The following is a 12,693-nucleotide window of genomic DNA, read 5'->3' as shown; positions in this document are numbered from 1 at the left end:
CTTTACGGCGGCGAATATGGCCTTATGGTTAAGAGCGGGGAGCGCGGCCTTTGCGGGCCGTATCGTCGGTGAATTTAAGTTTTAGTCGGGGATCATCATGCGTTACGCCTTGTTTGCGACAACCGCCCTGCTGCTGGGGGCGCCCGTTATGGTTGCGCTCGCGCCAGCAGCTGCCGCCCAGAACGTGGCGCTGGATGTGCGTGTTGACCGGCTGGAAAAGGAAATGCGCGCGGTACAGCGCAAGGTCTTTCCCGCAGGCGCTCCTCTGGAGGCGGAAATCAATCGCCCGGTGACGACCACCGTCCCGCCCGGCACGCCGTCATCTTCGCCGGTCGCCGATCTGACGGCGCGCGTGGGTGCGCTGGAATCGCAGCTCGCCTCGATGACCGGGCAGGTTGAGGAAAACAGCTTCAAGATCCGTCAACTGGAAGAGGCGTTCAACAAATATAAGGCCGAGGCGCAGAGCCGCGCCGAAGTGGTTGCTCCGCCGCCCGTGCGCCCCGTGCCTCCCGCGGATAATGCAGCTCCGACCACGCCGAAACCGGGCACCAATGGTGGCGCGACCGAGGCGCGCAAGGCGGCCGTGGCGGCGATCGAAAGACCCGCGACCGGCGATGCGGCGGCCGACGCCTATAGCTATGGCTATCGTCTGTGGGACGCGAAATTCTATCCCGAGGCGCAGGCGCAATTGAAGGCGACGGTAGATAAATATGGCACGACTTCGGTCGCGAGCCGCGCTTCGAACCTGCTGGGCCGTGCCTATCTGGATGATGGCAAGCCCGCGTTGGCCTCCGTCGCTTTTTACGACAATTATCAGAAGCGCCCCAAGGGGGATCGCGCCGCCGACAGCCTTGCCTATCTGGGTGACGCGCTGATCCAGCTCAAGAAGCCTGCCGACGCATGCAAGGTCTATGCGGAGCTGGAACAGGTCTATGGCGCCACCATGTCGGCCAGCCAGCGCGGCATGATGGACAAGGGACGCGCCAAGGCGAAGTGCAGCTAAGGCACCCGCATGGCCGCGCCGCATTCGGCTCAGCCTGACCTGGAAGCGTTGCTGACGCGGTCGGTTGGTGCGCTGGTGGGCGATGATGCCTCACTGCGTTTTGGCGTGGCGGTGTCGGGCGGTCCCGACAGCATGGCCTTGCTTGCCATGGCTGCGCATGCCTTCGCGGGCAGGGTGGAAGCGGCCACCGTTGACCATGGATTGAGGCCGGAGTCCGCGGAAGAGGCCGCAATGGTGGGGCAGTGGTGCCGTAGCAACGGTGTCGCGCATGCCGTTCTGCATCCGCCCCAGCCTCTTACGGGCAATGTCCAGCAATGGGCGAGGACCCAACGCTATGCGGCGCTGGAACAATGGAGGACCGATCGCGGGATCGATTGGATCTTCACCGCGCACCATGCCGATGATCAGCTGGAAACCGTGCTGATGCGGCTTAACCGGGGTGCCGGGGTCAATGGTCTGGCCGGAATCCGCGCGCGGCAAGGGCGGGTATTGCGGCCCGTGCTTGGCGTGCGACGCGCGCAACTGTTGGACTATGCGGGTGAGCGCGCGCTTCCCTTTGTCAACGATCCTTCCAACGTCGATCCGCGATTTGATCGGGCGGTGATTCGACGGCATCTGAAGGAAGCCGAATGGCTCGACCCGCAAAGTGCCGTCCGCAGTGCGGCGGCGCTGGCGGAGTGCGAGGAAGCGTTGGACTGGATGGTAAATGATATCGCGGCGGCGCATGTTCGCAGGGAAGGGGAGGCGTGGCTGCTGACCCGCACGGATTTGCCCCGTGAACTGCTTCGGCGCTTGTTGCTGCGCATCATTACGGAGGCGGAACCCGGCGCGGAACCGCGAGGGGACACGCTCGATCGGGCCATCGCGGTTGCTATGCGGGGCGGGCAGGCGAGCCTTGGCGGATTACTCCTGAAAGGGGGCGCCGCCTGGAAAGTTCGCGTGGCGCCGCCGCGACGTTGAGTCAGAATCGATCTTGGGCGCACCCCGCCGATGACCGGGATGATGAGTCTCGTCCGAAACGACTTCGAGCATTGAATTGATCGTTACGGAAAGGTTCCACGGATCAACGCGCCGACGCCTCGCTCCATCGAATTGTTGCAGCGCAATGACCTTTCCTTAATAGCCTTCAGGCGTATTGGGGTCGGCACTCAGGCATGGAAAGTCATTTATGTTCGAATTTGCGGCGTTGACCTATGGTGTGCTCGCCAGTGTGATCCTTTCGGCGGCGCAACGTAACCGGAAGCTGGCTCGCCCGCATCCGCCGTTGCTGCTGTATGTCGGATATCTGCTGTGTGGTGTTTCGGCGGGGCTGGCCATGATCCTTGCCTATATCGCCCTGTCGCAGTTCGTGGGCGGATAACGTCAGCCGACCGTTGCACCCAACTTGCGATTTTGCCGGAGCATCCTATCTTGCCCGGTGAAAGAGAGTGATGATGAACGACGAGAAGGACCCGCAGGGTAACCCCTGGATCAAGAGCGCGATGATTTGGGCGGGGGTGATTGTCGCTCTGCTGCTATTCGTCTCGATGTTCGACAGCCGCTCCGCTTCGCAGGCGGGTAGCGGCCTCGCCTATTCCGAATTCCGGTCAAAGGTTCAGGAGGGGCAGGTCAAGGACGTTGCGATCGCGACCGACAAGATTACCGGCACACTGACCAGCGGGCAGCGGTTCAACACCGTTCCCGTGAATGATCCGGGGCTGACCGGGCTGCTTGACGATTATAACGTCAAATATTCCGGACAGACTGAGGAGCAGCCGAGCTTCTGGCAGATCATGCTCTACCAGTCGCTGCCATTCCTGCTGATCCTGGGTATCGCCTTCTTCGTGTTGCGGCAGATGCAAAAGGGCGGCGGCGCTGGCGGTGCGATGGGCTTTGGCAAGTCCAAGGCAAAGCTGCTGACCGAGAAGCACGGCAAAGTTACGTTTGATGACGTTGCGGGCATCGATGAAGCGCGCGAGGAATTGCAGGAAATCGTCGAGTTTCTGAAGGACCCGACCAAATTTGCGCGGCTGGGCGGCAAGATTCCCAAGGGCGCGCTGCTGGTGGGTTCGCCGGGTACGGGTAAGACGCTGCTCGCGCGCGCGATTGCGGGTGAGGCGGGGGTTCCCTTCTTCACCATTTCCGGTTCGGACTTCGTTGAGATGTTTGTCGGCGTGGGTGCTTCCCGTGTTCGTGACATGTTTGAGCAGGCGAAGAAGAACGCGCCTTGCATCGTCTTCATCGACGAAATCGATGCGGTCGGCCGCCATCGCGGCGCGGGCCTCGGTAACGGCAATGACGAGCGCGAGCAGACGCTGAACCAGCTGCTGGTCGAAATGGACGGTTTCGAGGCGAATGAGGGTATCATCATCGTTGCGGCGACCAACCGCCCCGACGTGCTGGACCCTGCGCTGTTGCGTCCGGGCCGCTTCGATCGTCAGGTCGTGGTGCCGCGTCCCGACATCGAGGGCCGCGAGAAGATTTTGGCCGTGCACATGAAGAAGGTGCCGCTGGCGCCCGACGTCAACCCGCGCACGATTGCGCGCGGTACGCCGGGTTTCTCGGGTGCTGATCTGGCAAACCTCGTCAACGAAGCGGCGCTGATGGCGGCGCGGCGGGGCAAGCGTCTGGTCGCGATGGATGAGTTTGAGGCGGCCAAGGACAAGGTCATGATGGGCAGCGAGCGCCGCTCCATGGTTATGACCGAGGACGAGAAGAAGATGACCGCCTATCATGAGGCAGGCCATGCCATCGTCGCGGTTCATGAACCGGCGTCCGATCCGATCCATAAGGCGACGATCATTCCGCGCGGCCGTGCGCTGGGCATGGTGATGCGCCTGCCGGAACGGGACAGCTACAGCTATCACCGTGACAAGATGCACGCGAACATGGCTGTCGCCATGGGTGGCCGCGTCGCCGAGGAGATCATCTTCGGTTATGACAAGGTGTCGTCGGGTGCTTCGGGTGACATTCAATATGCTACAAAGCTCGCGCGCGACATGGTCACTCAGTGGGGCATGTCGGACAAGCTGGGGCCGCTCCAATATGAGGAGCAGCAGGGCGAAACCTTCCTCGGCTATTCGCAGAGCCAGCGCGTTCATATGTCGGACGAGACGGCAAAGCTGATCGACAAGGAAATCCGCGGACTGGTGGAGCAGGGCTATACCCGGGCGCAGGAAGTGCTGAAGGGTCATGAGGACCAGCTGCACCTGCTGGCCAACGCGATGCTGGAATATGAGACGTTGTCGGGCGAGGAGATCAAGACGCTGCTCGACAAAGGTGAGATTACCCGTGACGACGGCACCACGATCAAGCCATCGGTCGTCCCAGCGGCGGGTTCGTCTATCCCCAAGACGCGCAAGCGCAAGGGGCCGTTTGGCGATCCTTCGCCTGCCGGGATCTAATCTGCGGTCAAGGGTTTGAAGAGGGCGCTGCCGTCGGGCGGCGCCCTTTTTGTTTGCGGCTATCTCATCGTGGTGAGATAGGGATTGTCATGGCAAAAGCTGACCGACTGGAACGCCTGGACACCCGCCGCCTGGAACTGGAGGCGGAATATACCGAGAAGCTCATCGACGCATTGCGCGTGACTGCTTCGGGGAAATGGGGTCTGTTCGGGCATAAGGAGGACCGGGCAAGTCGCGCCGCGATCGCTCCGGTCATCGAACAGTTGGCAGAAATCGGGGAAGCCATCGACAAGGCGCGGGAGCAACTCTTGATGCCTCCGTTTGAGTTGCAACAGGAGTTTCTTGCATCGCGCGGCCCGGTCAGTTCGCAGGCGGTCGGGGAGCCGAAGCAGGCGCAGGCATGGCTGGATCGGCTTGTGGGTGCTACCGCCAAATCCTGAAAAGCGCCCGTCCTCCTGTGCCGTGAGGCGGCCAGCAACAAAATACGCCTAAGGTCTGGCCGTTTCGCTGGTTAATGGTTACATGGGCCGCCACGAATCCCCAGCGATCGCGCTATGCCCCTTGGCAGGTCGCACAGAAGAAAGTGGCTTTCACATGGATATCCGCCTCGGCCTCACCTTTGACGACGTGCTGTTGCAGCCCGGCGAGTCCGATGTGCTGCCCAGCCAGGCGGACACCAGCACTTATGTGACCAAGCAGATCAAGCTGAACATCCCGGTCCTGTCCTCTGCGATGGACACGGTGACGGAGGCCGACATGGCGATCGTCATGGCGCAGCTGGGCGGTATCGGCGTCCTGCATCGCAATTTGTCGATCGAAGAGCAGGCGGATGCGGTGCGTGCGGTCAAGCGCTTCGAGAGCGGTATGGTGGTGAACCCTATCACGATCACGCCGCGCGCTACCCTGGCAGACGCGCAGATGTTGATGGAGCGGCACCGGATCAGCGGCATTCCGGTGGTCGAGAACAGCGGCAAGCTGGTCGGCATCCTCACCCATCGTGACACGCGCTTCGCGGAAAACCCCAATCAGCCCGTCAGCGAACTGATGACGAAAGATAATCTTGCCACGGTCAAGGTGGGCGTGGGGCAGGATGAAGCGCAGCGTCTGCTGCATCAGCGTCGGATCGAAAAGCTGCTGGTGGTGGATGATGACTATCATTGCGTCGGCCTTATCACCGTCAAGGACATCGAAAAGGCGGTCACCTATCCGCAGGCGACCAAGGACGGTTCGGGCCGCCTGCGTGTCGCGGCGGCGACGACGGTGGGCGACAAGGGGCTGGAGCGCAGCGAGGCGCTGATTGACGCCGAATGCGACCTGATCGTCATCGATACCGCGCACGGCCATAGCAAGCAGGTCGCGGTCGCGGTTGAGGCGGTGAAGCGTCTGTCCAACCATGTTCAGGTTGTGGCAGGCAATGTCGCGACCGCTGAAGCGACCAAGGCTTTGATCGACGCCGGGGCCGACTGCGTGAAGGTCGGGATCGGGCCTGGCTCCATCTGCACCACGCGCGTGGTTGCGGGCGTGGGCGTGCCGCAGCTGACCGCCGTCATGGACTCCGCCAACGAAGCGGCAAAGCATGGCGTTCCGGTGATCGCTGACGGCGGGCTTCGCACCTCGGGTGACGTTGCGAAGGCGCTGGCGGCGGGCGCGGGCTGCGTCATGGTAGGATCGCTACTGGCGGGTACGGCCGAAGCACCGGGTGAAACCTTCCTGTATCAGGGCCGCGCCTACAAGAGCTATCGCGGCATGGGCAGCGTCGGCGCGATGGCGCGCGGTTCTGCCGACCGCTATTTCCAGGCGGACATCAAGGACCAGATGAAGCTGGTGCCCGAAGGGATCGAGGGGCAGGTGCCGTTCAAGGGGCCTGCGAAGGACGTCATCCACCAGCTGGTCGGTGGCGTGAAGGCGGCGATGGGCTACACCGGCAGCCGCACGATCAAGGACCTTCAGGAGCGCGCGCGCTTCGTTCAGATCACCAATGCGGGCCTGTCCGAAAGCCATGTCCATGACGTGACCATCACGCGGGAAGCGCCCAACTATCCCACCCGCTGAGGGTAAGGCGGGGTGACCCCCTCCGCGCGTGTTCAGGCCGCGATCGAGCTGCTCGATGCCATCATAGCGTCGGCGCGCGATGGTGGACCGGCTGCCGACACGCTGATCGCACGCTATTTCAAGGAACGGCGCTATGCCGGTTCCCGCGACCGGCGAGCAGTGCGCGATCATGTTTATGATGCGGTGCGGCGGGCTGCGGAACGGCCGGAAAATGGCCGCGCGGCGATGATCGGACTGGCGCGGGAAAGGCCGGATATCGCGGCTCTGTTCGATGGATCGCCGCATGGGCCTGCGCCCATCCTTGCCGAGGAGGCGGGGGCTATTGCCGGAGCGGTGCCCGTCTGGCTCAAGCCGTTGTTTGCGGCGCCTGTGGAGCAGGAGGAGTTGCTGGGCCGGGCGCCTGTGGATTTGCGGGTGAACCGGTTGAAAGCGACGCCGGAAGATGCCGCGCCGATCTTTCCCGAAGCGGTGCCGATCGACGGCTTGCCTGACGCGCTGCGCCTGCCGGAGGGTTGGCCGGTTGAGCAGAGCGATGCGTGGAAGCAGGGGCTGGTCGAGGTGCAGGATGCGGGCAGCCAGCTCATCTCTGCGGCATGCGGCGCTGCGCCCGGCATGACTGTCATCGACCTTTGCGCGGGAGCGGGCGGCAAGACGCTGGCGCTTGCGGCGGCGATGGCCGGACAGGGGACGCTGATTGCGGCGGACACGATCCGCTCGCGCCTCTCACGCCTTGACCCGCGCGCCGAGCGGGCGGGGGCGACCTTCATCCAGACATTGCTGCTCGATCAGGGGCATGAGGCGCGGGGGCTGGAGAGCTTGCAGGGGCAAGCGGACGTCGTGCTTGTCGATGCGCCATGTTCCGGGACCGGGACCTGGCGGCGCAATCCCGAGGCTCGCTGGCGCCTGACACCCGCGCGGCTGGAACGGCTGGTGGGCGAACAGGCGCGCATATTGGACTTCGCGGCGCCGCTGGTGGCGCCCGGTGGGGCGCTTGTGTACGCCACCTGCGCCCTGACCGATCAGGAAGGTGCGGGGCAGGTGCAGGCGTTTCTCGATCGCCACGAGGGATGGGTGGCTGAGGCGATCCCGATCGCGGCCGGGCGGGTGCATGGGCATGGCCGTTTGCTGACGCCGGGGCATGACGCGACGGACGGTTTCTATTTCGCCCGGCTTCGGCGCGGTGCATGAAAGAGGCGATGGACAAGCCCCGCCAAAATGACGACACTCGGGTAGAATCAACGCCTGAAACATGGCTGGAGTTGTGCATGCGTTTTACCCCTGCTTCGATCGCCCTTGCCGTCCTGCTGACCACCGTGTCGAGCGCCGGTCTGACGCAGCGGCCGGATGCCCAGATTTCGCCTTTGTCGATCGAATGGCAGCAGGCGGGCGTCACCGCGCGTCGAGCGGGGCATTTCAATGCGGCGAACGATGCGCTGGAAACGGCGCTGGCGGTCGATCCGCGCAATCGCTCGGCCTATATCGAACTGGCCGAAGTAGCCCGTGCGCAGGGCCTTCAGGGCAAGGCCATTCGCCTCTATCGCGAGGCGCTGCTGCTCGACCCGAACGATGTGCATGCATTGGTCGGACAGGGCGAGGCGATGGTCGAGAAGGGTGCGATCGCCAAGGCAAAGGAAAATCTCGCCCAGGCGCAGAGCGCGTGCAAGTCCGACTGCGCGGCCGTCGGCAAGCTCGCCGCCGCGATCCAGAAGGGGCCGCCTGCGACGGTGTTGAGTGCGAAGGATGCTGTCGTGGTGCCGAAGGCTGCGACGACCGAGACGCCTTGAGGCTGTCTTGAAGGGGGCGCCCAAGACATTTCCCTCCCGCGGGCGGGAAGGGGCGCGAGCGAAGTGAGCCTACTGGCGTGCCGTTGAAGAATGAGGTCGGGTGTTGCGCTGGCCCACCCCCTAACCCCCTCCCGCTAGCGGGAGGGGGGATGGCTGAAATCCACTCTGGCCAGCCATTGACGGCGCTGATCGTTAGGCGCTGCGCTCCATAGGTGGCTTCCGGATAGAGACGGGTAAGTGCCCAACGGCAAGCGACCATTGGCGGACAAAACGCGTTGTCCTAAGATTGTCGAGACTCAATGATGTTCTGTGAGATGACGCATGCTTGATTCACCCGGTGCTGCGATAAATAAAGTCCCCGCAGTGACGTTGGTTTTTTGGGTGATCAAGGTGCTCGCCACCACACTCGGCGAAACGGGCGGAGACGCGGTTAGCATGAGTTGGCTCGGCGAAACGACGCCGAACGCTGGCAGCAGCGGCATAAACGGCTATCTTATCGGCACCGCCATTTTCGGCCTTCTACTCATAGTGTTGGTGTCGCTGCAAATTCGGGCTCGGCGTTTCAACCCATGGCTTTATTGGGCCACGATTATTGCCTCAACCACCGCAGGGACGACACTCGCCGACTATGCGACACGTTCCATAGGCCTCGGATATCCGGGCGGCTCACTTCTTCTGTTTTCGCTAGTGCTGCTATCGCTGCTCTGGTGGTATCGCACCTTGGGGTCAGTGGACGTCAATCGCATTGAAACGGCTAAAGCCGAAACTTTCTATTGGGTTACTATCACTTTTTCGCAGACGCTTGGCACCGCGCTTGGCGATTGGGTTGCCGACGGTTCCCTTGGCTATAGCGGCGCAGCAATGATCTTCGGCGGGCTGCTCGCCCTCCTTGCCGCGCTATATTTCTGGACTTCTGTTTCGCATGTGCTCCTCTTTTGGGCTGCATTTATCTTAACCCGCCCCTTGGGAGCGACCGTGGGCGACTTTTTGGACAAACCCATCGCGAAAGGTGGTTTGGAGTTCAGTCGTCCTTTGGCTACGGCAGCTTTGGCAGGCGCGATCCTTTGTCTCATTTTAGTGTTTCCGCAACGCGCCGACGGACGTGCCCGCAACGTCCGCTGACCACTCACAGCAGACCTAGGGTCTGCGCGATCCCATCACCCGGGCCACTTCAACAAATTCCTCCACGCTGACCGTTTCGGCGCGGCGTTGGGGATCTATGCCGATTTGCTCCAGCGCATCGAGTGCGCCCGGTAGGCCTTTGAGGCTTTGGCGCAGCATCTTGCGGCGTTGGCCGAAGGCGGCGGCGGTGAGGCGTTCGAGATGTTTGAGCTGCACGCCCTCTGGCGCTGCTTTGGGCGTGATGTGGACCACGGCCGACATGACCTTCGGGGGCGGGGTGAAGGCGCTGCGGTGGACCTTCATGGCGATGCGGGCGTCGCTGCGCCATTGGGACAGGACGGCGAGACGGCCATAATGGTCGCCGCCCGGTTTTGCGACGATGCGCTCGGCGACTTCCATCTGGAACATGAGCGTCAGGGAAGACCACCAGGGCAGCGGGTTCCATTCCGCAGACAGCCAGCCGATCAGTAGCGCTGTGCCGACATTATAGGGCAGGTTGGCTATGATGTGGGCATGTTCGCCAGCTTCGGCATGCGCGTCCACCTGCATGGCGTCGCCGGATATGACGCGTAACTGGCCGGGGAAGGCGTCTGACAATTCCGCAAGAGCGGGCAGGCAGCGGCGATCCCGTTCGACAGCGACCAGCCGTGCTCCGGCCCGCAGGATCGCGCGGGTCAGGCCGCCGGGGCCGGGTCCAACCTCGAACGCGGGCTGATCTTTTAGTGATCCGGGGATCGCGGCAATGCGATCGAGCAACTGTTCGTCGAGCAGGAAATTCTGGCCGAGCGCCTTGCTCGCTTGCAGGCCGTGCGCAGCGATGACTTCACGCAACGGCGGCAGGACCGGCCGCGTATCAGCCCCCATGGCTTAACCGCGATCGCGCAGCTTCGGCCGCCATCTTGAGCGCCGCCATCATCGCGCCGGGGTTTGCGCTGTCCGTTCCGGCAATGCCGAAGGCGGTGCCATGGTCGGGCGAGGTGCGCACGATCGGCAGGCCGAGCGTGATGTTGACGCCCTCATCGAAATGCAGCGTCTTGAGCGGGATCAGCGCCTGGTCATGATACATGCACAGCACCGCGTCGTAGGTTTCGCGGGCACGGGCGTGGAACAGGCCATCGGCGGAAAGGGGGCCGACAATGTCCATGCCTTCCGCCCGTAGCGATTCGATCGCGGGGCTGATGATGTCGATTTCTTCCCGGCCCAGCGCGCCGCCCTCACCCGCATGGGGGTTGAGTCCGGCGACGACGATGCGCGGGCGGGGGATACCGAAATTGCGCTGCAATCCCTTGACCGTGGTCGTGGCGCGGGCGCGGATCAGGTCGATGGTCAGGGCCGAGGCGACCTCTGCCAGCGGGATATGGATGGTGATGGGCACCACCTTCAATGAAGGACCGGCGAGCATCATCACCGCATTGTGGGGGGCTACGCCGCAACGTTCGGCGATGAACTCGGTCTGGCCGGGATGGGTGAAGCCGACGCCGTAAAGCTGTTCCTTGCCGACAGGGGCGGTGACGATCCCGGCGGCCGATTCGGTGCGGGCGAGGCCTACCGCCGCTTCCAGTGCCTGAAAAGCAGTGCGCGCGCCGTCGATGCTGGGGGAGCCCGGTACGATGTCACCGGCGTCGGCAACCTGGAGGCAGGGAAGCGCGGTGTCGAACAGCGCCGCTGCCTCTTGCGGTGTGGCGATGGGGGCGACAGGGCCGGACCAGACCCGGCGCAAGGATGCCGCATCACCCACGGCGAAAAAGGTGGGCAATCCGCGTGCTTCGCGCATCACCCAGCTTTTCGCTACGATTTCCGGCCCGATCCCCGCCGGGTCGCCCAGCGGGACGGCAAAAGGTGCCAGCTCCGGTCGAGCCGAGGCTGGATCAGTTATAGTCGATGATGGCATCGCGGCGAAGGTCACGCAGATAGATGCGGGCGCGCTTGTTGACCCGTTCTTCCTCAAGCTGAGCCATGATCTGTTCGGCGTTCGGCGCGGCGGCGCTGTTGGCTTCATCGCGGCCGCAAACGACGAGAACGCGCACGCCGTCATTGACCGAGCCAAAGGGAGGGGTCGCTTCGCCAACTTGCAGGCCGAGGAGGATTTCCTGCAACTGCGGGGGCAGATCGCGCACCTTCACATTGTCATTGTCCACGACATCGGCGCCGATCTTGCCACCCAGTTCGTTCGCCTGGCCGCATCCCTTGATCGTCTTGATCTGCGCGGCGAAGCTGGCTGCCTTGGCACTCGCCTGCTCCTTGGTCGTGCCGGGCGGGAAGCTGATCGACAATTGCTTGAGGCTGAGCAGAGAGTCGCGCGGGTCAGCGGTCAGCACCTTGCGCTTGTCCATGACATAGATGACGGAGATGCCGCCCGGAACGGGGATGGGACCAGCGAGCTGCCCGACCTGCATCTCATTGGCGGCCTTGGCCAGTTCATCGGGCAACTGCGCCGGGCGTACCCAGCCGAGGTCGCCGCCAACCGCAGCAGTCGATGCTTCGGAAAACTGCCGGGCGTAGGCGGCGAAGCTGCCGCCCTGCTTGATCTGTTCGATGATGTTGCGGGCGTTCGAGACGATCTGCGCCTCATTTTCGGGCGTTGCCGACAGGTAGATCTCACCGATGCGATATTCATCGCTGCCCTTGGCCGCGTTCATGCGATCGACGACCGACTTCACCTCGTCTGCGGAGACGTTGACGAAGGGCTGGATGTTGCGGCGGAGCAGGCGGCTCCACGCCAGTTCGCCTTCGATCTGGCGCCTGATGCTGGCGGGCGCGCTGCCCTGCGTGCGCAGATATTGGTCGAACTGGGCGGGCGACTGCTTGAAGTTCGCCGCGACACGTTCATAGCTCTGGTCGATTTCCGACTTGTCGATCTTGATGTCGTGGGCGGCGGCTTCCTGAATCTGAAGCGTCTCGTCGATGAGGTTGCGCAGCACCTGCACGCGCAGCCGCTCCCGTTCCTCTGGCGACACCTTGCCGCCATTTGCCGCGAGGATGAGCGCCAGGCGTTGGTCAACGTCGGTGCCGGTGATGATGCGGCCGTTGACGATGGCCGTAGCCTTGCGGACATTGGGATCGCTTTTGCCAAAGACGGTCACGTCCTTGGGCAGGTTCAACTGCTGCGCGGCAACCCCTTCATCGTCATTGACGGTCTGGGCGGCGACAGGGCTGCCGATCGATCCCAGCAGGATGGAGGACAGGAGCAGGGCGCGCGCGCTGGTCCGAAGCGATTGTCCAAGGCGGGAAGGCGGGGAAACGACAGGCTGCATCGTCGACAAAACTCTCCATTACGGTCCAGCGCGTGATGCGCCGGTCCGCCTTAACCGGTCCTGAGCGGCCAGAACCGGTCCTGAACGGGAAGGCT

Annotated in this window: 12 protein-coding genes; 9 read left to right on the top strand and 3 right to left on the bottom strand. The window is 63.3% G+C overall.

The annotated features are described in order from the left end of the window. Window positions 1-97 precede the first annotated feature (97 nt). From ACZ5ZH_RS07650 to ACZ5ZH_RS07610, 9 genes are all read left to right on the top strand, one after another. A complete protein-coding gene (locus tag ACZ5ZH_RS07650; protein WP_464771101.1) occupies window positions 98-1,003 on the top strand; it encodes a hypothetical protein in 906 nt (301 codons plus the stop codon). Between the two features lie 9 nt (window positions 1,004-1,012). Continuing rightward, a complete protein-coding gene (gene tilS / locus ACZ5ZH_RS07645; RefSeq protein WP_464771100.1) occupies window positions 1,013-1,963 on the top strand; it encodes a tRNA lysidine(34) synthetase TilS in 951 nt (316 codons plus the stop codon). Between the two features lie 208 nt (window positions 1,964-2,171). Beyond that, window positions 2,172-2,363: a hypothetical protein gene (locus tag ACZ5ZH_RS07640; RefSeq protein WP_196224194.1), complete on the top strand. Its 192-nt coding sequence runs from the start codon at window positions 2,172-2,174 to the stop codon at window positions 2,361-2,363. Window positions 2,364-2,436: 73 nt separating this feature from the next. Beyond that, window positions 2,437-4,386, top strand: a complete 1,950-nt coding sequence (gene ftsH, locus ACZ5ZH_RS07635; RefSeq protein ID WP_196226569.1) for an ATP-dependent zinc metalloprotease FtsH — start codon at window positions 2,437-2,439, stop codon at window positions 4,384-4,386. A gap of 89 nt (window positions 4,387-4,475) precedes the next feature. Further along, window positions 4,476-4,826 (top strand): hypothetical protein, encoded by a 351-nt coding sequence (locus ACZ5ZH_RS07630; RefSeq protein WP_460986250.1) that lies wholly within the window; start codon window positions 4,476-4,478, stop codon window positions 4,824-4,826. 154 nt (window positions 4,827-4,980) lie between these two features. After that, a complete protein-coding gene (guaB, locus tag ACZ5ZH_RS07625; protein WP_464771099.1) occupies window positions 4,981-6,438 on the top strand; it encodes an IMP dehydrogenase in 1,458 nt (485 codons plus the stop codon). A gap of 12 nt (window positions 6,439-6,450) precedes the next feature. Further along, the gene (locus ACZ5ZH_RS07620; RefSeq protein ID WP_464771098.1) at window positions 6,451-7,626 is read left to right on the top strand and encodes an RsmB/NOP family class I SAM-dependent RNA methyltransferase; all 1,176 of its coding nucleotides are present in this window, start codon (window positions 6,451-6,453) and stop codon (window positions 7,624-7,626) included. 77 nt (window positions 7,627-7,703) lie between these two features. Then, entirely contained in the window at window positions 7,704-8,222 is a 519-nt protein-coding gene (locus ACZ5ZH_RS07615) for a tetratricopeptide repeat protein (RefSeq protein WP_464771097.1), read from the top strand. 321 nt (window positions 8,223-8,543) lie between these two features. After that, window positions 8,544-9,344 (top strand): COG4705 family protein, encoded by an 801-nt coding sequence (locus ACZ5ZH_RS07610; protein WP_464771096.1) that lies wholly within the window; start codon window positions 8,544-8,546, stop codon window positions 9,342-9,344. A gap of 15 nt (window positions 9,345-9,359) precedes the next feature. Here ACZ5ZH_RS07610 and rsmA read toward each other — a convergent pair whose 3' ends face one another. From rsmA to ACZ5ZH_RS07595, 3 genes are read right to left on the bottom strand one after another with little or no spacing between them, the layout of a single operon-like run. After that, the gene (rsmA, locus tag ACZ5ZH_RS07605) at window positions 9,360-10,208 is read right to left on the bottom strand and encodes a 16S rRNA (adenine(1518)-N(6)/adenine(1519)-N(6))-dimethyltransferase RsmA (protein WP_460986246.1); all 849 of its coding nucleotides are present in this window, start codon (window positions 10,206-10,208) and stop codon (window positions 9,360-9,362) included. Beyond that, window positions 10,198-11,235, bottom strand: coding sequence for a 4-hydroxythreonine-4-phosphate dehydrogenase PdxA (gene pdxA / locus ACZ5ZH_RS07600; protein ID WP_464772616.1), 1,038 nt, complete (start codon window positions 11,233-11,235; stop codon window positions 10,198-10,200). Before pdxA ends, rsmA begins: the two co-directional genes overlap by 11 nt. Next, window positions 11,213-12,598, bottom strand: coding sequence for a peptidylprolyl isomerase (locus ACZ5ZH_RS07595; protein ID WP_464771095.1), 1,386 nt, complete (start codon window positions 12,596-12,598; stop codon window positions 11,213-11,215). The genes pdxA and ACZ5ZH_RS07595 overlap by 23 nt, the downstream gene beginning before the upstream one ends. Window positions 12,599-12,693: the final 95 nt, after the last annotated feature.

The organism is Sphingobium sp. TomMM7A, assembly GCF_055397305.1.
The sequence above is the reverse complement of the archived record's forward strand: the minus strand, read 5'-3'. Positions and strand labels throughout refer to the sequence as shown.